The sequence below is a fragment of the Corynebacterium sp. MSK012 genome, from assembly GCF_030232435.1.
GTDB lineage: Bacteria > Actinomycetota > Actinomycetes > Mycobacteriales > Mycobacteriaceae > Corynebacterium > Corynebacterium jeikeium_D.
Genome location: NZ_JASPJU010000004.1, coordinates 119,917 through 141,730, shown reverse-complemented (window position 1 = coordinate 141,730; position 21,814 = coordinate 119,917). Strand labels below are relative to the sequence as shown.

At 59.4% G+C, this 21,814-nt stretch carries 22 protein-coding genes; 6 read left to right on the top strand and 16 right to left on the bottom strand.

The window, feature by feature from the left end:
• Positions 1 to 15 precede the first annotated feature (15 nt).
• The gene (locus QP977_RS03755) at positions 16 to 1,458 is read right to left on the bottom strand and encodes a glutamyl-tRNA reductase (RefSeq protein WP_042388369.1); all 1,443 of its coding nucleotides are present in this window, start codon (positions 1,456 to 1,458) and stop codon (positions 16 to 18) included.
• A gap of 224 nt (positions 1,459 to 1,682) precedes the next feature.
• Positions 1,683 to 1,925: a glutaredoxin family protein gene (locus QP977_RS03750; protein WP_016421985.1), complete on the bottom strand. Its 243-nt coding sequence runs from the start codon at positions 1,923 to 1,925 to the stop codon at positions 1,683 to 1,685.
• Between the two features lie 164 nt (positions 1,926 to 2,089).
• On the opposite strand from QP977_RS03750, the gene QP977_RS03745 reads away from it, so the two are divergent.
• Entirely contained in the window at positions 2,090 to 3,214 is a 1,125-nt protein-coding gene (locus tag QP977_RS03745; protein ID WP_088611899.1) for an HAD family hydrolase, read from the top strand.
• 242 nt (positions 3,215 to 3,456) lie between these two features.
• On the opposite strand, the gene QP977_RS03740 is transcribed toward QP977_RS03745, so the two are convergent.
• The 5 genes from QP977_RS03740 to QP977_RS03720 form a co-directional block, all read right to left on the bottom strand.
• Entirely contained in the window at positions 3,457 to 3,558 is a 102-nt protein-coding gene (locus QP977_RS03740) for a 30S ribosomal protein bS22 (protein WP_003855542.1), read from the bottom strand.
• 242 nt (positions 3,559 to 3,800) lie between these two features.
• Positions 3,801 to 3,992, bottom strand: a complete 192-nt coding sequence (locus QP977_RS03735) for a helix-turn-helix domain-containing protein (RefSeq protein ID WP_005509751.1) — start codon at positions 3,990 to 3,992, stop codon at positions 3,801 to 3,803.
• 263 nt (positions 3,993 to 4,255) lie between these two features.
• Positions 4,256 to 5,065, bottom strand: a complete 810-nt coding sequence (gene proC / locus QP977_RS03730) for a pyrroline-5-carboxylate reductase (RefSeq protein ID WP_016421983.1) — start codon at positions 5,063 to 5,065, stop codon at positions 4,256 to 4,258.
• A 102-nt stretch (positions 5,066 to 5,167) separates the two neighbouring features.
• On the bottom strand, positions 5,168 to 6,571 hold the full coding sequence (locus tag QP977_RS03725) for an Rv0497 family membrane protein (RefSeq protein WP_284847150.1): 1,404 nt from the start codon (positions 6,569 to 6,571) through the stop codon (positions 5,168 to 5,170).
• Between the two features lies 1 nt (position 6,572).
• Positions 6,573 to 7,511 (bottom strand): Ppx/GppA family phosphatase, encoded by a 939-nt coding sequence (locus tag QP977_RS03720; protein ID WP_161798518.1) that lies wholly within the window; start codon positions 7,509 to 7,511, stop codon positions 6,573 to 6,575.
• 34 nt (positions 7,512 to 7,545) lie between these two features.
• Between QP977_RS03720 and QP977_RS03715 the strand changes: the two genes are divergently transcribed.
• Positions 7,546 to 8,478 (top strand): DUF3109 family protein, encoded by a 933-nt coding sequence (locus tag QP977_RS03715; RefSeq protein ID WP_016421980.1) that lies wholly within the window; start codon positions 7,546 to 7,548, stop codon positions 8,476 to 8,478.
• 51 nt (positions 8,479 to 8,529) lie between these two features.
• Here QP977_RS03715 and QP977_RS03710 read toward each other — a convergent pair whose 3' ends face one another.
• The 5 genes from QP977_RS03710 to mshA form a co-directional block, all read right to left on the bottom strand.
• The gene (locus QP977_RS03710) at positions 8,530 to 9,225 is read right to left on the bottom strand and encodes a response regulator transcription factor (RefSeq protein WP_016421979.1); all 696 of its coding nucleotides are present in this window, start codon (positions 9,223 to 9,225) and stop codon (positions 8,530 to 8,532) included.
• Between the two features lie 3 nt (positions 9,226 to 9,228).
• Positions 9,229 to 10,536 carry a sensor histidine kinase gene (locus tag QP977_RS03705; protein ID WP_016421978.1) on the bottom strand — a complete coding sequence of 436 codons (1,308 nt, stop codon included), beginning with the start codon at positions 10,534 to 10,536 and terminating at the stop codon, positions 9,229 to 9,231.
• A 131-nt stretch (positions 10,537 to 10,667) separates the two neighbouring features.
• The gene (locus QP977_RS03700) at positions 10,668 to 11,414 is read right to left on the bottom strand and encodes a phosphoglyceromutase (protein ID WP_070643272.1); all 747 of its coding nucleotides are present in this window, start codon (positions 11,412 to 11,414) and stop codon (positions 10,668 to 10,670) included.
• A gap of 70 nt (positions 11,415 to 11,484) precedes the next feature.
• A complete protein-coding gene (locus QP977_RS03695; protein ID WP_048732346.1) occupies positions 11,485 to 11,970 on the bottom strand; it encodes a type III secretion system chaperone family protein in 486 nt (161 codons plus the stop codon).
• A 59-nt stretch (positions 11,971 to 12,029) separates the two neighbouring features.
• Entirely contained in the window at positions 12,030 to 13,292 is a 1,263-nt protein-coding gene (gene mshA / locus QP977_RS03690) for a D-inositol-3-phosphate glycosyltransferase (protein WP_172620248.1), read from the bottom strand.
• Positions 13,293 to 13,551: 259 nt separating this feature from the next.
• Here mshA and QP977_RS03685 point away from each other — a divergent pair, with 259 nt between their 5' ends.
• Entirely contained in the window at positions 13,552 to 15,387 is a 1,836-nt protein-coding gene (locus QP977_RS03685) for a long-chain-fatty-acid--CoA ligase (protein WP_224433409.1), read from the top strand.
• A 312-nt stretch (positions 15,388 to 15,699) separates the two neighbouring features.
• Here QP977_RS03685 and QP977_RS03680 read toward each other — a convergent pair whose 3' ends face one another.
• The gene (locus QP977_RS03680; RefSeq protein ID WP_070549788.1) at positions 15,700 to 16,875 is read right to left on the bottom strand and encodes a UDP-N-acetylmuramate dehydrogenase; all 1,176 of its coding nucleotides are present in this window, start codon (positions 16,873 to 16,875) and stop codon (positions 15,700 to 15,702) included.
• An 85-nt stretch (positions 16,876 to 16,960) separates the two neighbouring features.
• Here QP977_RS03680 and QP977_RS03675 point away from each other — a divergent pair, with 85 nt between their 5' ends.
• From QP977_RS03675 to purU, 3 genes are all read left to right on the top strand, one after another.
• Positions 16,961 to 17,458 carry a DUF2505 domain-containing protein gene (locus QP977_RS03675; protein WP_049189515.1) on the top strand — a complete coding sequence of 166 codons (498 nt, stop codon included), beginning with the start codon at positions 16,961 to 16,963 and terminating at the stop codon, positions 17,456 to 17,458.
• A gap of 102 nt (positions 17,459 to 17,560) precedes the next feature.
• Positions 17,561 to 18,331, top strand: a complete 771-nt coding sequence (locus tag QP977_RS03670) for an LmeA family phospholipid-binding protein (protein WP_049189514.1) — start codon at positions 17,561 to 17,563, stop codon at positions 18,329 to 18,331.
• A gap of 17 nt (positions 18,332 to 18,348) precedes the next feature.
• Positions 18,349 to 19,254, top strand: a complete 906-nt coding sequence (gene purU / locus QP977_RS03665; RefSeq protein WP_038627519.1) for a formyltetrahydrofolate deformylase — start codon at positions 18,349 to 18,351, stop codon at positions 19,252 to 19,254.
• Between the two features lie 185 nt (positions 19,255 to 19,439).
• On the opposite strand, the gene QP977_RS03660 is transcribed toward purU, so the two are convergent.
• From QP977_RS03660 to QP977_RS03650, 3 genes are all read right to left on the bottom strand, one after another.
• Entirely contained in the window at positions 19,440 to 19,796 is a 357-nt protein-coding gene (locus tag QP977_RS03660; protein WP_016421969.1) for a DUF2516 family protein, read from the bottom strand.
• 79 nt (positions 19,797 to 19,875) lie between these two features.
• Positions 19,876 to 21,225, bottom strand: coding sequence for a DUF445 domain-containing protein (locus QP977_RS03655; protein ID WP_070429268.1), 1,350 nt, complete (start codon positions 21,223 to 21,225; stop codon positions 19,876 to 19,878).
• 190 nt (positions 21,226 to 21,415) lie between these two features.
• Positions 21,416 to 21,814, bottom strand: a complete 399-nt coding sequence (locus QP977_RS03650; RefSeq protein WP_016421967.1) for a hypothetical protein — start codon at positions 21,812 to 21,814, stop codon at positions 21,416 to 21,418.

Genomic DNA, 21,814 nt, shown 5'->3' with positions numbered 1-21,814 from the left:
GTTTCCCTCCGGGTGTTAATTTTTGGTGGTTTCAGCAACGCCTTCAATGATGGCACTACTGTCAAGACCATACTGCTCAAATCCCTGCATCCGCCCAATTCGGCCCTCTACCATGAGATCTGCGGGGATATCGGTGTCAGCATACAGGCCAGAGGGGGTGGATAGGGGCAGGTCGAAGAGCTTCTGCAGGGCAAGCGCGTAGTTGCCACCACCCTGCTGGCTAGAAAGCTTCTTGACCTGAACCGTTGGCGCGTGCAAGAGCTTATCGACGACGCGGCGAACCGTGGACTCGACCTCGCGACGTTCCTTTTGAGTAAGACCCGGTGTCTTCGCCTCCAGGCGAGCGAGCTCAGCCGCCGCCACATCCGCCGCGCGCTCACGCAGAGCGCGAACAGTCGGTGCTACCTCGCTTGCGCGCTGCGCCGTGAGGTAGGACTCCAACTCTTCGGCCACAATGTCGCGCGCTGCAGCCTCATCATCACGACCCGGAACCTCCGTGCGAGTCATCTGCAGCAATTCGATGTTGAAGAGTGCGATCCCCTCAAGCCCGGAGACATCCTCCGCGACGTCGCGAGGCATAGACAAATCGACGATGGCGAGCGGGCCGTGGTCGACAACATCTGCAGCTGAGACCACTGGAGTCATGGCTCCGGTGGCACTGACGAGAATGTCCACATCATCGAGGACATCAGCGAAATCATGCAACGCAATAGCAGTAGCGGGGATGCCCGCTTCGATCGAGTGGTTAGCCAGGTTCTGCGCCCGGTCAACGGTGCGGTTGGCAATAATCAGACGATCAATGCCGCAGCGCCCCAGGTAACTGGCGGCCAGCGAACTCATCGCACCGGCGCCGAGGATAAGGGCCGAACGTCCGGCCAGAATATCGGTACCCTCAGCGACGTCAACACCAGAGTTGAACCCAGGATGCAGCGCAGCAATCGCCTCGTCGATGGCCACGGAGACCATCGATGCGCCCGCATTATCAATCAGTGTTTCGCTGTGGACTCGCTTGCCTGTGTGCAGCGCCTTCTGCGCCAAGTCATGCAGCATGCGACCGACGGTGCCGGCTTCGTCCGCTTCCTGGTAAGCATTGCGAAGCTGACCGATAATCTGCTGTTCCCCCAGCACCATCGAGTCAAGACCAGCACACACCGAGAAGGCATGCTCCGCTGCGGCCTGTGCGTACCGCACATAGAGGTGCGGTGTCAGTTCATCGAGTTCGAGCCCAGTACGACCGACAATTTCACGGACCACGGCCGATAGGCCAGAGTGGAAGCCGTTGGCCACCACGTAGTACTCAACGCGGTTACAGGTCGACAACAGCATCGCTTCGCTGATCGCTTCATCCGCGACCAGCCGAGCCAAAATGGCCTCTCGCTCAGTTTCACCGACGGAGACCTTTTCAAGAAGGGTCACCGGTGCAGACCGGTACGACATTCCGACGAGAAGCACACTCACCGCTCAATCACCGCTCTATTGCTCCTTCACAGGCCCCGCTACGGGCTTTTTCACACAGCTATGACTGTTAACGCTAGACAACTCTGCCATCTCGTCACAACAAAGGCATACTTTACTTAGTCTCTACCTCGATGTTCGCAGCACTCCCCTACTTCTTTGCCGCTACTCCACATTCTGCCATGTCTCCGCAGCTCCTAGCAGTTCGGCAGAGTTGTCTCCCGAACTTATTCGGCCTCCGCTATCGCTTCCAGGAGTTCATCATCATCGATTTCCCAGCAAGCGATTTCCTCATCATTGACCAAAATCACCGGCACGCGATCGCCAAATTCCATGGCCAAGTTCGGATCGGTATCGACGTCTTCCACCTGGAACTGCGCATTTTGGTCCCGAACTAGCGGCTCAATCTGCGCAATCACTCGGGCGCACGAACCGCACGTCTTCCTACTCATCACCGTCACAGTCACCATAACGGCCAGTCTAAAGGTCGACTGTTTCGCTTTACGACGTCCCCCTCCCCACACTTCCCCTGCAAAAGTGACTCTTCTTATCCTTGCCCCATCCGCTCCTTGAATCTCAGCGCGCAGCTTTGCCTAAAGACCGGATACTATTCAACAAGAGCTTCCGATAACGGATGTCGGTTGCATACACCGTGGAAAGAGATTTTCGTGCCGTGAGTGAGTTCAGTGCCGACAACCGCTCCCCCTTCCCCATCGACATGCTGGGTGACCTTGCGTCCTCGCAGGGTAACGTCCGCAACTTCCTCGAGCAGGTAGTTCTCGCTCCGCTCAATGACGAAGCACAGGAGGAAGCTGGTGCTGCAGCGGCTGCCAATGCACTGGAAGCTCTCGGCGAAGTCTACGACGTCGGCGGCGAAGAACTGGCTACGGGATTTCGCAGTGTAGCTGGTGCCGAAGATGCCGCTGGCGGTGCCCGTGTGCTCTCGCAGCCCATTCCAGGTGTCGAACGCGATCAGGGCGCAGCCGCTTTCTTCGATGTGGACAACACGCTTGTCCAAGGCGCATCAATCTTCCTCTTTGCCATGGGTTTGGTCGAGCGCGGCTTCATCAAGAAGCGTGATTTGGCCGGCATGATTTGGAAGCAGCTGAAATTCCGAATCTCAGGCGCGGAAAACGCTGCCGACGTAGCTAAGGCCCGTGAACAGGCATTGGAGTTTTTCGCCGGCCACGATGTGAATGAAATGGTCAAACTCGGCGAAGAAATCTTTGAAGAAAAGATCAGCGACCGCGTTTACCAGGGCACCCGCGATCTGGCGGAACTACATATCCAGGCTGGCCAAGAGGTCTGGCTGGTCACCGCCACCCCGGTGCAGCTGGCCCAGGTTATCGCTAAGCACATCGGACTGACCGGCGCCCTTGGCACGGTCGCCGAGGTCAAAGATGGCAAGTTCACTGGCCGCCTGGTAGGCGATATTCTCCACGGCCCGGGTAAGAAGCACGCGGTGGCAGCTCTGGCGGCCTCTTCCGGGTTGGATATGTCTCGCTGCACGGCATACTCAGATTCCGCCAACGATATCCCCATGCTGTCCATGGTAGGCACCGCCGTGGCCATCAACCCGGACCGCAAATTGCGGAATTACGCCCAAAAGATGGGGTGGACTGTCTACGACTACCGTCACTTCCGCTCCGCAACCTTCGCCACGATGCGGTGGCTCTCGATCGGAGCACTGCTGGCAGGAGCTGTCGGGGGCGCGGGACTCGTCGGCAAGCGACTGTGGGACGCGAACAAGGAAAGTTAAACGCTGCTAGGCGCACTCGAGAGTTAGTGACTGCGTTTATGACAAAAATGGCTCGAAAAATGGCCTGAAAGTGTCATAAACTCCTACAGTTTCACATTTGCAGCCCGTAATCGGCAGCCCGTGATTAGCCCCCCCCCAACGACAAAACCCGCCCTATCTCAACGAGACCGGGCGGGTTCTGCTTTTAAAACGTGTACGCGACGCAGCACGCGCGCTCCTGCGATAACGGCAGGAATGCTGGCTTACTTGCCGAGCTTACGACGCTGCACGCGGGTACGGCGAAGCATCTTGCGGTGCTTCTTCTTCGACATGCGCTTGCGACGCTTCTTAATGACGGAACCCATCGGCTCGACCTCGCTATTCGTTGACGGAAATTTCTTTTCTTGCACAATGGCGGCGTACTCAATGCGGCCTTACAACCGCCGAGATGTCACGCCCTTTTTCCTTCCGCCTTCACAGCTAGATACTTCATGACTTGAAGACGATAGGAAACAGGGGCGCAGCACAGCACCATGTACTAATCGGATTAATCATAGCGGGGACATATGCGTTCAGGTCAAACAGCCCCGCTTAAAGGCAGAAAAAATTAACCCGCGTTGTAGAAGGAGGAGTCCAGGTATTCCTTGACTGCGGACTCATGGACGCGGAAAGAACGGCCAACGCGCACTGCCGGCAGCTCGCCAGCGTGAACCAGGCGGTAGACGGTCATCTTGGATACGCGCATGATGTCAGCAACTTCTGCAACGGTCAGAAAGGTGCCTTTATCTGCATTCTGCATTAGTAAATATTCCCTTCAGCGCACGCGACGCGCTGCAGGCTTCCCCTCCTGCAGAAAATCGTGACACGCACGTGCTTTTCATATCCTACCGGTAGGCAAGGTGCCGGTGCGATTTTTGATAAAAAATAGGGGCATTGGCGAATGGTGTGACAGTTGTGACTAACCCATCGTCCCTGCGTATCGGATTAGCTACTGCCGCTGACCATTTCCAATGCCCCAAATATTGGGGTTACTTGTACACCCGCCTCTACTCGGCGAAATGCTTATTTACCCATCTCGTTGGCCTTGTCATAGCAAGCCTGCAGCGCACGATGCACCGCGCGACGAATGCCTTCTTCCTCGAAAACTCGGGTGGCCGCAGCGGTTGTACCGCCCGGAGAGGTGACATCGGCACGCAACGCAGTCGGGTCCGCGCCTTCCTGCATCATCATCTCGGCTGCACCAGCAGCCGTAGCCGACGCCAGACGCTTAGCCTGATCACGCTTGAGGCCCAGATTCACACCCGCGTCGGTCATCGCCTCGACGAACTGGAAGAAGTAAGCCGGACCGGAGCCCGAGACTGCAGTGACTGCAGACATCAGCGACTCATCGACAACCTCAACGCTGCCGACCTTCTTCAACAGTTCGACAACCTCGTCGGTCTGGCTCTCCGTGACAAAGCGGCCCGGCGCGACTGCACAGACCCCCTTGCCCACCAGCATCGGGGTATTCGGCATGACGCGGATCACCGGAGTACCGACAGCACAGACGCTTTCCATCTTGTCCAGCGTGATGCCAGCCGCCATCGACACCACAATGGTGTCGACCTCAGAGTCATCGAGCACGTCGGCAATCTGCTCGAGCATGTCGATAATCAAGTACGGTTTTACGCACAAGAACACCACGTCGGCACCGTCGACGGCCCCTACTGGGTCGTCGGCATCGACAATGCCGTAGGTCTCCTTCAGACCGGCCAGGCTCTCCTTGGTGCGCCCCACCACATAAATCGAGGAGGGCGAGACACCACCGTCGATGAGACCACCGACGAGTGCGCTACCAATCTTTCCGCCACCAATTACAGCAATTCTTGTCATGGACGCTAAGTGTGCCAAAACTGGCCCACACATGCGAATGCAGGGACCGGAAAACTACGCTTCCGACCCCTGCATCAGGTGATGATTATTCTGTTGACCCCACTACAACTGGAAGAGAATCCAGGGGCCAAATGTCAGCGCCAAACCGACAAGTCCTGCGAGAATCGGTGTCAGTTTGTCCTTCTCACGGCGCAGGTAGTTCGCCATTCCCGCGAAGCCACCAGGGACCACGAGAGCCATGATGACAACCACAATCTTTGGCAGCGACGACCAGGCCATGGTGAAGCCCAGGAACACCAATGCACCAGCAATCAGACCCACGAAGACCTGGATTAGCAGCAACGGCACCGAGAGGGAATTGTCCTCGGCGTAGCCATCGCGCGCGACGGCCTTGCCCTTGGAGCTCTTGGATTCTTCACGCTTAACGACGTCCCGGGGCTCCGCCTGCTTCTCGTCAGCTGCGGCCTGGGTCGGTGTGGTCTCGACCTGTGCAGCCTCAGTGGGGGCGTCCTCGGCCTGCTCGATATCGGCCTGTGCGTCTTCTGCCTGTGCAACTTCAGGAGCGACAGCGGCTGCCACTGCCGCCTTGGAAGCGGCACCGGTATCGGCGTCAGCGTCGGCAGCCTCGAAGGTAGCGGTTTCCTGAGCAGCTTCAGCCTCAGCAAATTGTTCACCGTCGACGTCATCCGATTCAGCGGATGCCTCGGACTCTTCGTCGACATTGTCCTGGACAACCGGAATGGAGGCAGTCGGACGGTCGTCGTAAGCGTTGGAACCGGTGAGTACCGCACGAGCGACTGGCCCCGGCTCCCCAAGCTGCTGCGACTCGTCTGCCATGTCACGCAGTTCGGTGAAGGTGTAGGTAATCTCCGAACGCTCGGAGTTGACCATGACCGGACGGGGTTCCATCGGAATTGCCAATGGCACCGCAGGGGCTGCTGGCTGCGCAGTTGGTGTGCTCTGCGCGGCTTGCTCCTGCTGCGGAGCTGCCGGTGCAACCGGTGCAACCGGTTCTTCAGCAACTTCGGCAACCTCGTCAGCTTCGGCCTCAGCGACCTCGGCGTCAGCTACTTCGGCGTCAGCCTCAGCTAATTCCGACTCCTCTTCTTCCTGATCAGCAGCTTCAGCCTCGGCCTCAGCTTGAACCTCATGCTCCGACGAATCCGCCCCTTCAGCAACTACCACTGGCTCAGCGACAGCCTCCGAGTGCTCCGGAGCTTCTACCTCCGGTTCGGTTGCCTGCGCTTCTTCGGCGGCGTTGGCCGCAGCTTCGTCGGCAAGCAAATCACTCGTAGTCGTCTGATCGTCGTCTGCGTTGGAAAGAGCGTGAGCACCACGTCGCGGTTCGTCGGCCTTTACACGAGGGATTGAGCCGGTGAGCTCCTGAACAGACACACCGCCTTCTTCAAGGCTGCGTCGACGGCGGCGCCGCGGTGGTTCAGAGGGGGCTCCCTCCTTCTGCCGCCGCGCCAGCAGTTCGGCAACGGTGAGCTTTTCCTCGCTCATCTCAACCCTTTCCGTATAGGTCACTGTCCAGTCGTCGGAAGATAATGCCCTCACGCAGCGCCCAAGGACAAATCTCGACCTTCTCTAATCCCAATGCTCGCATACTAGCCTCTGCAACGAGAGCACCTGCGACAATTTGGTGAGAACGATTCGCACTAACACCCTCAAGTTCAGCACGGTCAGCCGCCGTCATGCGGGAAATAAACGCAATCAACTGGCGCAAACCAGCGGCAGTCAGAGTGCGCTTAACCCGGGGACCAGCAGCGGAAGGCGCCGCACCGGTCAGGCGAGCGAGAGTGCGGAAAGTCTTCGAGGTGGCGACAGCCAAGTCCGGCTCACCAAGCGTACGCAGATGACGAGCTGGCTCAGCGAGCTCAGCATCAATGTAATCGCGCAGCAGGTCAATCTTCTTGCGCTCCGGCGGATCGGTCTCGAACCACTCGTGGGTCAACCGTCCCGCACCGAGCAGCAGCGAGTACGCGGCCTCCGGATCTTCATCAGTACCCGACGTCAGCTCAAGAGAACCGCCACCGATATCCAGGTTGATTAGACGACCAGCAGACCAGCCGTACCAGCGCCGTACTGCCAAAAAGGTCAGACGAGCCTCATCCTCACCGGAGAGAATCTGCAGCTTAATGCCAGTTTCTTTCTCAACGTGGGCGAGAACCTCGTCCGCATTCGTGGCATCGCGAACAGCTGAAGTGGCGAAGCTAATCATCTCTTCGCACTTCATCTGCTCAACCAATTCCTTGGATTCAGCGACGTAGCCCGTCAGCTTGTCAATGCCCTTCTTGGACAGGTTGTTGTCCTTATCCAGGTACTCGACCAGCTTCATCGTCGACTTGGAATCGCTCATCGGAGTCGGATGTCCGCCCCGGCGGGCGTCCACCATCACCAAGTGGACGGTATTACTACCTACATCTAATACACCTAATCTCACTCTTAGTAGGTTAGACGGTCTACGGTGTATTGGTGTGAATCAACCCCACCCCCGCCCCGGTCGTGGACCGCAACCGTCTCCCGCTGAAGTCGCCTATGACTTTCCCCGCGAGTGGTTCGAGTTCGCCCACCCGGAGGACCCAGAACATATCATCACCTGCGACCTAACCTGGTTGATGAGCTCCTATCAATGCGCTTTCGGCACCTCCGCTTGCCAGGGCATCGACTCCGCGAACGCGGATGTCGGATGCTGTGGCCATGGCGCCTTTATCACCGACGAAGAAGACCGCGAGAGGGTTATTGACGTCGTAAAGCGAATGGAAGGCGACTCCGCAGAGCCCCAGTGGTGGCAGAACCGCCCCGAACAAACTCTGAAGTGGCTTGAAACCTACGAAACCGACCCCTCCGAACCGTTGGAACCGTGGTTAGTGTGGGACGAGCTTGACGACGAAAACGGAGAGCCTGAGCCTGCTCTGAAAACGAAGGTCGTGAAGAATGCCTGCATTTTTGCCAACCGTGACGGATGGCGCAATGGTGCGGGCTGTGCCATCCACCAATGGGCGATGGCCAACGACATTGACCCCGTAAAGGTCAAGCCGGATGTGTGTTGGCAGGTGCCGCTGCGCCGACTGGAGGACTGGGAGGAACGCCCGGACGGCCAGGAGATTCTGCGCACGACCATTACCGAATACGATCGTCGTGCCTGGGGCGATGGCGGCGAGGACTTTGAATGGTTCTGCACGGGCGCGCCGGCCACACATACCGGTGGCGAGCCGGTGTGGCGCACGCACAAGTCCGAGCTAATAGAGCTCATCGGCGAAGAGTGCTACGAAATTCTGGCGGAGCACTGCCGTGCCCGAGAAATAGCGGGCGCGGCCAAGGCTTTCGGGCCGAGTGGCTACCCACTGCTGGCGATTCACCCGGCCACACGCGCAGCGGCCGAGGGGCTGGCGCCGGACGAGGTTTAAGTCGGGGTTTCTCAGACCGACGGCGGAGATTGTCGGCAGCAGTCTGCTGAGCTAGTCCTCGAACTTGTAACCCAAGCCGCGAACGGTGACCAGGAACTCCGGCGAGGAAGGATTGCGCTCGATCTTGGAGCGCAGGCGCTTGATGTGTACGTCCAGCGTCTTGGTGTCGCCGACGTAGTCGGAGCCCCAGACGCGGTCGATGAGCTGGCCACGGGTTAGCACACGACCACGGTTGCGCAGCAAGTACTCCAGCAGGTCGAATTCCTTGAGCGGCATTGCGACATCATCGCCGTCAACGGTGACTACATGGCGCTCGACGTCCAGCACGACCGGGCCGCCGCGCAAGACCTCCTCGTAGATATCCTCGACATCGTCGGAGTCGTCGTGGCGACCGCGGCGCAGCACAGCCCGGATACGGGCAATAAGTTCCCGAGAGGAATACGGCTTGGTCACATAGTCATCCGCACCAATTTCGAGGCCGACGACCTTGTCAATCTCAGTGTCACGGGCGGTCACCATAATCACTGGGACAGAGGACTTTAAGCGGATGTTTTTGCAGACCTCGGTGCCACTCATACCTGGCAGCATGAGGTCCAGCAGCACAATGTCCGGTTCTGCCTTGGAGAATTCTGCAAGTGCTTCCTGGCCGTCAGCGGCCATCCGCACCTCGAATCCTTCGCGCTGCAGCAGAAACGCAAGCGGCTCCGCCAAAGCCGTCTCGTCTTCGACAATAAGTACCTCAGTCACGGATTACTTCATTCCTTCCTTGGAATCCTTGTTCTGGGAATCCTTATCCTTGCCACGGGTTTTGCCCGTACCGCGCTGCGCGTTTTTCTTAGCCGCAATTTTACCCGCAGGCTGGGTGTGGCCGATTGGCAAACGTGCAGATACATCGCCATCATTCGACGCGGAACCGTTCTTTTCCATCAGCGGGAGCTCAATGGTGAAGGTCGATCCTGTGCCCAGCCGACTCCACAGCTTCACGGTTCCCTTGTGATTCGCTGCGACGTGCTTAACAATTGCCAAGCCCAGACCGGTACCGCCTGTCGCCCGCGAGCGTGCCTTATCCGCACGGAAGAAGCGCTCGAAGATACGCTTCTGATTCGCCTGGGAAATGCCGATACCGCGGTCAGTGACGCGGATAGCGACGGTGTCGTTATCCTCCTTGACCGCAGTCACAGATACAGGCGTGGCCTCTGGCGAGTAGTTGATCGCATTTGAAATCAGGTTGGACACCGCGGTGATCAGCAGGCTGCGTTCACCTTCAACCACCAAATCCGGCTCACAGTCAACGGTGATTTCAATACCCGCCTGCTCCGAGAGCATCTGGTTACGACGCACAGCTCCTTGGACAATCTCTTCAACCTTCACGGGAGACATGTCCGGCAGCGGCTCTGCCCCCTGCAGCTTCGACAGCGAGATGAGTTCCGTAATCATGGTCGACATCCGCTTGGACTCCTGCGTCAGGCTCTCACTAAAGTGACGCACGGCAACCGGGTCGTCGGTAGCTTCATTCAGCGCCTCGACCAAGAGGCTGATGGCCCCCACCGGAGTCTTGAGCTCGTGGGAAACGTTAGCCACAAAGTCACGTCGCGCGGCCTCCATACGGGCCTGTTCGGAGACATCCGCCGCATAAATCACCACAAAACGGTCGTCCACCAGCGACAACGGAGTTAGCTGACAGCGGACAATTGTGTCCGGCGCCCCCGCCCGGCGCGACGGCAGCACCAGCGTTAGCTCCTGGTCCTCCTGCGAGTCAAAGACCTTGAGCGCAGCTTCCCAGCCCACGTCATTGAGGCGGCGCTCATAGACCAGCCCCAACTTGTGCGCCATGGAGTTCGACAAAATCAAATCACGTGAGATGTCAACGACCACCACACCCGTCGGAGACTTCTGAATGGCCAGGTGCATGACCTGCGCCATGGTGGTTATTGAACTTTCCTCGTCGCTCTTCTGACGCCGAGCGGCGTTATAGGCACCCGAGACAACTCCACCAAGAATCAGCACAGCTGCCATAACCGCAGCACCTAATAGAGCGGCGATAATGATTTTTGACACGGGTCTTACCCTAAGCTCTTTTCACAATCCGCGCGCGCTGAAAAATCATTGCGCTAGCTAGCTCTAAATAGACCAAGGAGCACAGCCCCACTTGGCTGCGCCCCTTATCGGCCTATCAAACACCTACATATTTACTTGTTGCCCTGAGCAGCAACAGCAGCAGCACCTGCAGCTGCAGCTTCCGGATCCAGGTAGGTGCCACCCGGGTTCAAAACCTTGCCCTCAGCATCAAAGTCGTAAACCAGCGGGATACCGGTCGGGATGTTCAGAGCGGCAATGTCCTCGTCCGAGATGTTGTCCAGGTGCTTGACCAGTGCACGCAGGGAGTTACCGTGAGCTGCCACCATGACAGTCTCACCGGACTTCAGACGCGGCAGGATTTCCTCTTCAAAGTAAGGAATGAAACGCTTCACGACGTCCAGGAGGCACTCCGTGCGCGGAACCTCATCCAGGTTGGCGTAACGCGGGTCATTAGCCTGCGAGAACTCACTGTCATCCGACAGCTCCGGCGGCGGAGTGTCGTAGGAGCGACGCCAGGACATGAACTGGTCCTCGCCGTACTTCTCCTTGGTCTCTGCCTTATTCAGACCCTGCAGAGCACCGTAGTGCCGCTCGTTCAGACGCCAGTCACGGATAACCGGAATCCACAACAGGTCAGCGGTATCCAGGGCAATGTGTGCGGTGTTAATTGCGCGACGCAGCAGCGACGTGTAGAGAACCTGTGGCTTCAGGCCTGCCTCTACGAGCATCTCACCGGCACGTACTGCCTCAGCGCGGCCCTTGTCGGTCAGTGCAACGTCGACCCAGCCCGTGAACTGGTTGGATGCGTTCCACTCACTCTGGCCATGACGGACAAGAATCAGTTTTCCATTGCTCATACCCCCAATTGTGCCCCAAAACTGGAAAGCCCGCCGTTCGTTGCCCCGCTATGTGGGTTGCTACCCCCGGCTACTCAACCATGTGGCGGAACTGCTCCAGATTGGCCAGGTTTTCCCCACGGTCAACCCGCCACTCCCACTCGCGCTTAATTGCCGATGCAAAGCCGCGTTCGAGGATCTGGTTGAAGTCCCCATCGGCCGTCTCCAGCAGCTGACCGAGGAGACGGTCGAGGTCATCGTCGGAAAGCTCAGCGGGCAGTTGACCGACCAGGTAGATGTCGCCGGCGGCGTCGATGGTGTAACCGATGCCGAACAGACGACGGTTGCGCTGTAGCAACCACTTGTAAACGGCCTCGTGGTTTTCTTCGACCGCGCGACAGACGAAGGCTTCAACACGCAGGGAGTCCGGCGCCGGGATGAGGCCGACGATAGTCTTGAGCTTCTTCTTACCAGGCAGGACCACCACGGCGGCATTGTCTGCAATACCATGCTCGACACCGAGGCGTTCCAGCTGCTCACCGAGGGATTTCAGCTGTACTTGGATGTCCGTGCTCATCGTGAATCATCTCCCTGTTTTTGTGGTTACGGCCCTGGCGATACTGAAGCTAACGAAACTTACCGGGAGCCGCCCGCATCCCGGATAGAGCCGGGACAATTTTCCTTTTGGAGTTCGGTTCGATGATAGACATCGGCCAACCGATCCACGGTCTTTTGCCAGGAAAACTCCAAGGAGTGCTCACGCGCCTGGGTGGCCAACTTAATGCGCAGCTCGTCGTCCTCCACCAGGCGACCGAGGGCATCGGCCCAGGCTGCGGGCTCATGACCGTCGACAAGCAAACCGCTGACCCCATCGTCGACAGCGATGGAGAGCCCGCCGACATTCGCCGCGACAACGGGAGTGCCAGTGGCCTGAGCCTCCATCGCCACCAACCCGAAAGTTTCGTTGTAACTGGGCACGGCGACAATATCTGCGGCCTGGTAGAGCTTCGCCAGGTCCTGCGGCGGGCGCGGGGGCATGAAACGGACCAGGTGGTCGATCCCCTCTTCCGCGGCGAGATTGGTGAATTCGTCGGGCGCATGCAGCCCAGAACCGGAAAGTCCACCGCAGATAATCACTCGGACATTAGTGGCGGGATGGCGACGCATGAGCTCACCGACACCCCGCAGCAATACCTGCGGGCCTTTCAGCCGCTGCAACCTGCCGACGAACAAAATGACCTTAGTGTGCAACGGGATGCCCAGCTCACGACGGGACCGCTCGGTGGCACGATCACTGCCCGGCGAAAAGAGCTCCACGTCCACCCCGGGCGGCACGACATTGATGCGCCACGGGTCGGCATCGTGGAGATCCGCGAGCTGCTTAGCCTCGGCATCGGTGTTGACGATGAGCCGGCACGCATTGTCCACAATCTGCTGCTCACAGATACGCCGAGACTCCGGCTCCGGCGTATCTCCCTCCGCCAGATGGAGATTCTTCACTGCCGCCAGCGTGTGCGCCGTGTGCACAAACGGAATGTCAAGCAAATCCGACAGCAGCCAGCCCACCTGTCCAGAGAGCCAGTAGTGCGAATGGATCAGGTCGTATTCAATCCCCTGTTTGCGGGCGAATTCAATGACCCCACCGGCAAAGGCCGGCATCTGCGTAGCCAGGTCTGACTTCTCCAGCCCCTCATATGGGCCAGCCACAATGTTGATGACGCGGAAGTTCTCACTGACCTGAATCACCGGTCCATCACTGGAACGCGTGGCGCGGGTAAAAACATCCACCTTCACACCGCGGCGCGCCAGCTCCTCGCAGGTGCGCAGCACGTAGACATTCATGCCACCAGCGTCACCGATGCCCGGTTGCTCCAGCGGAGAGGTATGCATGGAGATCATCGCGATGCGGTTCGGCCACGCCGGCGTGTTAGAGGTGGCTGCGTCTGCGCCCTCCGTTGCCGCCGGAAATATTTCGCTCATACTGCCCAGAGTGCCTATGCCAGGGGCAACCCCGCAAATGAGTACCTCAAATACGTGTATAGGAATTCCGGCATCGCAGTGCGACGTAGGGCACAATAGAGGTCGATACCTACTACGTCGTAGGTTATTATCACCTCACGACATAGTCAGGCGATAAACAAAACTTTAGGAGGACCCCATGGCCGATACATCCAGCTCACACGCTGCAAATGACTCTGCCCCAGCTCACGGTTCCACACCCAACGCTGCGGCCTCCAAGGCCTGGCTGAACCTGTATCCGGAGTGGACCCCACCCCACATCGACTACAACTTCGACACCCTCCTAGACGTCTACCGCCACACTCTGAGCAACCACCCGCGCCGCAAGGCATTGACCTTCTTCGGTCGCTCCACCTCCTACGCCGAGCTGGATGCCAAGGTTCGCAGCGTTGCCGCCGGCCTGCGCGCACTTGGCGTACGCAAAGGCGATCGCGTGGCACTGCTCATGCCGAACTGCCCGCAGCACGTCATCGCCTACTGGGCAGTTCTGCACCTCGGCGCTGTTGCCGTAGAGCACAACCCCCTCTACACCGCCCACGAACTGCGCCACCCATTCAACGACCACGGCGCCCGCTTTGCCATCTGCTGGGACAAGATCGTCCCCGTACTTGAAGACCTCCGCAACAACACCCCGCTCGAGACCATCATCGCGGTCAATATGCTGCAGGACCTGCCGTTTGTCATGCGCACCGCCCTGTCGATCCCGCTGCCGAAACTCCGCGCCGCCCGCGCTAAGCTGCACTCCTCCGCACCGCAGGTCATGGGTTTTGACGCTTTGCTTCACGACGCCGTCGGCGGAGACGGCCACGACCTCCAGGCCGATGAATCCATCATTGCCGATGACACTGCAGTGATGATGTACACCTCTGGCACCACGGGCTCGCCAAAGGGCGCGCAGCTGAGCCACCGCGGGCTGGTCGCCAACATTCTGCAGGGCAAGGCCTGGGTGCCGGGCCTTGGCAAGGAGCGGGAAATCTCCCTCGGCATCCTGCCAATGTTCCATGCCTACGGCCTGACCATTGTCACCAACTTGTCCATGCTGATTGGCGCTGAACTGGTGCTGGTGCCGGCACCGGAGATTCCGCTGATTATGAAGGTGATGAAGAACAATCGCCCGACATGGGTGCCTGGTGTGCCGACTCTCTACGAGAAGATTGTCGAAGCCGCCGAGCGCGATAATGTCGACCTCTCCGGCGTGAAGTTCGCCTTCTGCGGTGCTGCTACCCTGCCGGTTTCCCTTGTGCAGAAGTGGGAGAAACTCACTGGCGGGCGCCTTGTCGAGGGCTACGGCCTCACCGAAACGTCACCGATCATCGTCGGCAACCCGATGGACGGTAACCGCCGCCCCGGCTACGTTGGCCTGCCATTCCCGGACACCGAGGTCGCCATCGTTGACCCCGAAGATCCCACCAAGCTCCGCGCTGACGGCGAGGAGGGCGAGGTCATCGTCCGAGGCCCACAGGTTTTCGCCGGTTATCTCAACCTCCCGGAGGCAACGGAGAAGTCCTTCACCGATGGGCCTGCTGAGCTTCCCGCTGGCGATCGTTGGTACCGCACCGGCGATGTCGGAGTCATGGAGTCGGACGGCTTCATCAAGCTGGTTGCCCGCATCAAGGAGGTCATCATCACAGGTGGCTTCAATGTCTACCCGGCCGAGGTCGAGGAAGTACTGCTCTCCCACCCGGACATCACCGATGCCACGGTCGTCGGCCTGCCGAAGAGTGACGGCTCCGAGATGGTCGTGGCCGCCATTACCCTTGCTGACTACGCCCGACTGGATTCTGACGCCTACCGCGACCACTGCTACGACAACCTGACCCGGTACAAGGTGCCGCGCGCATTCTTCCACCTGGAGGAACTACCTCGCGACCAGATGGGCAAGGTCCGCCGCCGCGATGTCCGCGACGTGCTGCTCACGCAGCTGGAGCAGAAGGGCCAGAGCGTCGATTCGCTTTCCCACCGCAAGCACCATTAGGTCACGGTGGTTTTGTAGTTGGGATAGGGGCCTGAGTAGAGCGGGCTCCTATCCCTTTAAGGCGGACCCCGGCTCCCCCCCCAGACTTAGTGACTAGGTTTATGACAAAAAACTGAGGGTGAATAATATTCACATGTCATAAACCTAGTCACTTTCTCTATCCCCGACCCTGAGAGAAGGCCCGGGAGCGCAAGCTGAGGACTACTCAGCGGCTCCAGCGACTCCAGCGCCCCCCATCAAGCCCGCCAGCCCCATCAGGCACGCCAGCCTCTCCAGTCCGCCCCCACTGGCCATCAGCCACCCGCCGCGGGCCTAATCGATGCTCACGCCGACCCACACCGGCTCGGGCACCAGGGTCACGCCGAAGGCCTTTTCCACACCAGCGCGCACATCGCGCGCTAAAGCCACCAAGTCGGCGGCGGTCGTAGGCGTACCATCGCCGGACTCCCCGCGGTTGGTCAGGGCAAGAGTGTGCTTAGTCGACAGTCGTGCGGGCGCACCGTCACCGGGGTAGCCCTTCGGGAACCCGGCGCGCTCGATAAGCCACGCCGCCGAGAGCTTCACGGCTCCCTCGTGGCCGGGGCCAGCGGGGAATGCGGGCATATTCGCGGCCTCATCGGCCCCACGCAGCGCGGCAACCTTTGCACGCACGGCCTCCACCGAGTTCTCCGGAATGATCGGGTTGGTAAAGAAAGAACCCGCCGACCAGGTATCGCGGTCAGCATCTTCGAGCACCATGCCCTTGCCCCGGCGCAGCTCAAGCACCTTTTCGCGCACCAACTCAGCCGGCCTGCGAATCTCGCCAGCCGCAGCCTCGGCCTCGTCGACGCCCAGGCGCCGCGCCAGTTCGCCATAGCGAAGTGGCGCGGACATGCCATCCACACTGAGCTCGAACCGCACGGCCAGCACCACTGCCCGTGCGGTGAACTTCAGGTTCGAGTAGCGGTAGGAAAGGTCGAGAGACTCCGGTTCCACCCACTCGACCGAGCCGGTTGCGCGATCGTAAAGCTGCACCGAGTCCAGGACCTGCGACACCTCAGCACCGTAGGCGCCAACGTTCTGCACCGGAGTGGCTCCGGCCGATCCCGGAATACCCGACAGGCATTCAAGGCCGCCAAAACCTGCGTCGACACTCATCTCCACGACCTCGTCCCAGACCGCACCGGCCTCGGCCTCCACGATTGCCGACACGGACTCCAGCCCGTGTCCGCGAGTGCTCATGGTCACGTTGTCGGCCTCGATCACCACGGCCACCAGCGGCTCGAGTTCATCGGCTACCACCAGGTTGGATCCGCCTCCCACGATGAGGAGGGGCACGTTAGCGTCGTCAAGCGCGCGTACAACATCGACCACAGCGTCCGTCGTGCTACACCGGACGACGGCACGCGGCACCCCGCCGAGGCGGAGCGTCGTCAAATCCGCGAAAGCGGTATGCGTGCTGAGCTCCACCCCCTCTAGCCCCGCAAGCCCATCGATGGCTTCTTCCATGTCGGAGGTCAGGTGAATTGGGTTCGGCGATTGGTCGAGATTTTCCACGCCCCTAGCGTAGTGCAAATTACGTATCATCAAGCGCATGACTACGACTAACACGCACACCGTCAACTTCGACCAGCCGATTGAGAAGGTTTACGAGGCCCTCACCGACGCCGGTTTCTGGGAGAAGGTCGCAAACCGTTTCTCGGCGGCTGACGGCAAGGTGGAAAAGTTCGAGACCACCGACGCTGGCACCACCGTCGTGATTCGCCAGACCGTCTCTGCTGACAAGATTCCGGCGCAGGCACAGAAGTTCGTCAAGTCCGGGGTCGGCATGACGCGCACGTTCGTCATCAGCCCGCTTAACGACGACGGCGCGACCTCCACCGTGACCACAGAAGCTTCGGGCGTACCGGCGTCCTTCAGTGCGTCCCAGAAGCTCACCGCCCAGGGTGAAGGTTCAGTGCTGACCACCAACTCCGAGTTCTCCATCAACGTGCCGCTGCTCGGCGGCAAGCTCGAGGAGAAGGCAGCTCCGTACCTGGAACGCGTCCTCAACGCTGAGACCGCTGTGCTGGCGGACTACGTCGCTAAGTAGGTTGCGCACTGGGGGGGGCACTCCGGGGCGACACCGAGGGGACGGATACCGGGCGAAGATAAGCGGTAGCGACGGAGCCGTCGTTAAGCAAGACTGGGAACCATGAGTTCTGCTAAACGCTCGTCGAGCGTCAAAGTCCTGCCCACCGTCCTCGGTGTCATCATCGTGGTGGCGCTCATTGCGATCGCCGGCGAAATCGGCGTCCGGATGTTCGTGAGCAAGGAGATTTCCGACGGCTACCGCACCTCCGCCGAAGAGCGTGGTGCGACGGTCACTGAAGACCCCAAGGTTTCTTTCGGCACCCGCCCGATACTGCTCGCCTTGGCCACCAAGTCAGTGCCCTCGATGGATCTGTCCACTCCGAACACACTGGAGGTCAAGAACCCGGAGGCGCTGGGTGGCGCACCGGAGATCAACGGTGACCCGGCAGCGGAAGTGCACCTGGAAAACGTGGATCTGAGCAATCGTGCGGATCCGACGGCAGAGTCGCTGCGAGTAGACGTCACAATCCCACCTCAACTGCTGCAGGCGCTAATTAACCGGGAAAGCGGTGTACGCGCTTCCACAATCACGCCGTTGCCGGACGAAGGCCTGTTCAACATTGAATTCGCCTCCGGATTTGCGACCTCCAAGTTCCGCCCGATTGCCAACGGCGGTCATATCGAAATCAACTTGGAGGGCGGCTCAATCCTCGGCTTAAACCTCGATGGCCTGGCCGGCTGGCTGGGAGAAGCGAGCGGTACGCTGTTGAGCTACGACATCGGCCACGGCATGCAGGTGGAGGAGGCGCACGTCACCGGGGAGGGCCTGGCGTTGACACTGACGGGCGCAAATCTGCCTTTGTCGACCGTGAGCGAACTTACCTTTAGCTAGCAGGTAAGATACCGAGAATGACTCGCTCTCTCATCACCGCAAAAAGCGGTACTCCCACCGAGCGCCAGTACATCTTCTCGCTCGGCTGTCCAGACCGTACCGGTATCGTTTCCACCCTGTCGACCTTCCTGTCCGACATTGGTGCGTGGATTACCGAGGCGGACTTTTTCTCCGACCCGGAGACCGGATGGTTTTTCACTCGCCAGGCGGTCCGCGCCGACGCGCTCGACCTGACTGTAGAAGAGCTGCGCGAGAAGTTCGCTGAGCTCATCGGTGATTGGGGCCCTGAGGTCCGCTGGAAGGTCACCGACAACGCTGTCCCGAAGCGCGCTGTCATCCTGGTGACCAAGGAAGGCCACTGCCTGCAGGATCTGCTCGGCCGCGTCGCACAGTCGGACTACCCGATGGAAATCGCTGCAGTAGTTGGCAACCACCGCGATCTGGAGCCACTGGTCGCAGCATATGACATTCCTTTCCACCACGTGCCCTTCCCCAAGGATGCCGTCGGCAAGCGTAAGGCATTCGATGAGGTCGCCGAGATTGTCGACGCCGAAAACCCGGATGCCATCGTGCTCGCACGTTTCATGCAGATTCTGCCGCCGGATCTGTGCGAGAAGTGGGAAGGCCGCGCAATCAATATCCACCACAGCTTCCTGCCGTCGTTCATGGGCGCGCGCCCGTATCTGCAGGCTTATCGACGTGGTGTGAAGCTCATCGGTGCCACCTGCCACTACGCCACTGAGGACCTCGACGACGGCCCGATTATTGAGCAGGACGTCATGCGTGTCTCCCACAAGTACACCGCTGCGGACATGCAGCGTGAGGGTCGCGATGCGGAGAAGCAGGTCCTCGCCCGCGGTTTGCGCTGGCACCTGGAGGACCGTGTGCAGGTCTACGGCAACCGCACCGTGGTGTTCCAGTAGGTTACCGTGGTGTTCCAGTAGGTTTTCGGGGAACCAGATCTTTCCCCTATTCCCCCCCCCAAAAAAAGAAAGTGTCTGGGTTTATGACAAAATAACCGGGTTTTTCACCCAGAAACTGTCATAAACCCAGACACTTTCTCAGTTGTGCGGGCTAACACCCGCCCTGGGCTAGCACCCGCCCGGGACTAATACCCGCCCTGTGCGTTCGACAAAATGTCCTTGATCTGTGGGCGAACATCCAGCCAGTAAATACCCGTGATGACTAGTCCGGCAATCAGCGGGATGCCCAGCATTGCCCAGCCCAGCCACGGCAGGAGTAGGAAGATAGCCGAACCGACCAGCATGCCGGCCCAGACGTTGCGGCTCTTGCGGTCTGCAGCGTCAAAGGCATCCGCGCGGGTGGTGATGACAAGCACCGCACCGATTAGCGCCAAGATGCCGATGACAAACGGAATGGCGAACTGAAACAGGACGTCCACATAGACGGAAATTGCCATCAGCGGCGAATCCGCAAGACTGGGCAAAGATGGTAACAGGCGCACCGGGGGAACAACTCCTTTAACAGGGATGCATTGCTTTTTACATGCTAACGCACACGGTCTGATGTGCTGGGTTGTGCTGCTAAATAGCCCCAAACACCAAGGTCGACAGGGTGTAAATAGCCAAACCGGCCAGTGATCCGACAACAGTGCCGTTAACGCGAATGAACTGCAGATCGCGACCGACCATCAGTTCAATCTTGTCGGAAGCCTCATCGGCGTCCCAACGCTCGACGGTCTCGGAAATGATCGAGGTAATCTCGCCCGCGTAGTTCTCAGCGATGAAGACGACAGCCGCTTCCAGACGGCGGTCCATTCGTTTGCGCAACTCAGGATCGGACTGGATTCGCTCGCCGTAGCGGGCGGCCGTTTCCGAGACCTTCCGACGGAGCAGGGAGTCCGGGTCGCGGGCAGCGTCGACAAGCTTTGCGGATGTTGATGCCCAAATCTTCGCCGGTGCCTGTGTGACGGCGGCGGACGAAAGAATGTCAGTCTTAATTTCTTCGACCTTGGCGATGGTCTTCTCGTCGTTCTGCAAATCAACGGCGAGCTGCGTGAGGAAGCGGTGGAGCGCCAGGCGCGCGTCGTGCTTAGGGTCATGCTGCACCTGCCAGGTCCAGTCAACCAGCTCGCGATAGACCTTGTCGCCGATGAGATCGTTGACAAAGCTCGGTGCCCAGGATGGGGCGCGCTCTCCGACAAGTCGGTCGATAAGATTCTGCGAGCCCAGCGACTTCCGGTGCAGCCACTCAGCCATCTGCTGGACAATAGGCTCGGTGCGCCCCTCTTCGATGAGCTGCTCGAGAACCTTACCCGCTGGTGGCCCCCACTCCGGGGCTGCAACTTCGTCGATGACTGCTGACTTCAGCACTGCGGCGGCATCGTCAGGATTAATCGCCTCCAGCACATTTCCGGTGAACTTACCGACCTCTGCGGACACTTTGTCGGCGTTTCCCGGCGCTACCAGCCATTCGCCGATACGCTCAGGAATCTCGGCCTTACGCACCTTGTCCACAATCAAAGCGGGGTTCAGGAAGTTATCACCGACGAACTGCGCCAGGGACTCACCGACTTGGTCCTTCTTGCGGCGGACGATAGCGGTGTGTGGGATAGGAATGCCGAGCGGGTGGCGGAACAGGGCTACGACTGCGAACCAGTCGGCGAGGGCACCGACCATGCCAGCCTCAGAAGCAGCGCGAACGTAGCCCACCCACGCGGGCACAACTTCGCCTGCGGATAAGTGTGAAGACTCAATACCGCGGCATGTGAAATACACAGCGGTTGCGATGACCAGCAGCATCGTAGCGAAGGCCTTGGCCTTACGCAGTTGCGCACGTTTTTCCGCCTCAACCTCTGGTGATGGCCCGGGAACTTCGAGACGGCCCGAGACCGTATCTACAGCTGCCGGGAGCTTAGCGGGGTTGTTATCCATGTGTATAGATTAGGCGCCGAAAACGCGAAAATGCCACCGCGCCGCAGTCCGCTGTTGGTGAGAGAGGTACTTCTCAATACTTCCCTACCCCAGCGCACTGTGCACAGTGGCATCAACTGTGGAGGTGCTAGTTCAAAAGGCTAGCGTTGCATCCGCCTAGAGGCGAGCCCCTTTAAACTGGGGCAAGCCTTTAGTGGTGAGTGCCGAATTCCTTTCGGTAAGCCTTGTAGTCACGACGACCGATGGAGATGCAGGCCAGACCCGCAATAACCATAACCAGTCCGACTACCAGGCCAGCCCACATGAACACGCTGCCGTCGAAGTTCCAACCACCGGTGTAGTCGGTGTAGTTGGCGGCATCCTTAGCCAGGAAACCGTTGCTGTGAGAGGCAGCAGTCTGGTCGGCAAAAACGGTCGTTGCGAGACCGAAAATGAAGGTGCCCCAAGCCGCCAGAGAGGCGAGCATGAGTCCCATGCCAATCCAGGTAATGCTCTTGTGAAGCGAGGAGTATTCGGCATTCATGCTCTGAGGCACGTAACCGTCGACGAAGTGCTCTTCGCCCTGGTAACGCTTGACTGCATTCGCCAT

What these genes read in the sequence shown, in the direction of transcription:
- QP977_RS03750 (WP_016421985.1), bottom strand. Translation starts at nt 1,925, where the DNA reads ATGGTGACTGTGACGGTGATGAGTAGGAAGACGTGCGGTTCGTGCGCC.
- QP977_RS03670 (WP_049189514.1), top strand. Translation starts at nt 17,561, where the DNA reads ATGAGTTCTGCTAAACGCTCGTCGAGCGTCAAAGTCCTGCCCACCGTC.
- QP977_RS03745 (WP_088611899.1), top strand. Translation starts at nt 2,090, where the DNA reads ATGTCGGTTGCATACACCGTGGAAAGAGATTTTCGTGCCGTGAGTGAG.
- QP977_RS03680 (WP_070549788.1), bottom strand. Translation starts at nt 16,875, where the DNA reads ATGGAAGAAGCCATCGATGGGCTTGCGGGGCTAGAGGGGGTGGAGCTC.
- QP977_RS03695 (WP_048732346.1), bottom strand. Translation starts at nt 11,970, where the DNA reads ATGAGCACGGACATCCAAGTACAGCTGAAATCCCTCGGTGAGCAGCTG.
- QP977_RS03685 (WP_224433409.1), top strand. Translation starts at nt 13,552, where the DNA reads ATGGCCGATACATCCAGCTCACACGCTGCAAATGACTCTGCCCCAGCT.
- QP977_RS03725 (WP_284847150.1), bottom strand. Translation starts at nt 6,571, where the DNA reads ATGAGCGAGGAAAAGCTCACCGTTGCCGAACTGCTGGCGCGGCGGCAG.
- QP977_RS03700 (WP_070643272.1), bottom strand. Translation starts at nt 11,414, where the DNA reads ATGAGCAATGGAAAACTGATTCTTGTCCGTCATGGCCAGAGTGAGTGG.
- QP977_RS03650 (WP_016421967.1), bottom strand. Translation starts at nt 21,814, where the DNA reads ATGGCGAATGCAGTCAAGCGTTACCAGGGCGAAGAGCACTTCGTCGAC.
- QP977_RS03675 (WP_049189515.1), top strand. Translation starts at nt 16,961, where the DNA reads ATGACTACGACTAACACGCACACCGTCAACTTCGACCAGCCGATTGAG.
- QP977_RS03735 (WP_005509751.1), bottom strand. Translation starts at nt 3,992, where the DNA reads ATGCAGAATGCAGATAAAGGCACCTTTCTGACCGTTGCAGAAGTTGCT.
- proC (WP_016421983.1), bottom strand. Translation starts at nt 5,065, where the DNA reads ATGACAAGAATTGCTGTAATTGGTGGCGGAAAGATTGGTAGCGCACTC.
- QP977_RS03655 (WP_070429268.1), bottom strand. Translation starts at nt 21,225, where the DNA reads ATGGATAACAACCCCGCTAAGCTCCCGGCAGCTGTAGATACGGTCTCG.
- mshA (WP_172620248.1), bottom strand. Translation starts at nt 13,292, where the DNA reads ATGATCTCCATGCATACCTCTCCGCTGGAGCAACCGGGCATCGGTGAC.
- purU (WP_038627519.1), top strand. Translation starts at nt 18,349, where the DNA reads ATGACTCGCTCTCTCATCACCGCAAAAAGCGGTACTCCCACCGAGCGC.
- QP977_RS03740 (WP_003855542.1), bottom strand. Translation starts at nt 3,558, where the DNA reads ATGGGTTCCGTCATTAAGAAGCGTCGCAAGCGCATGTCGAAGAAGAAG.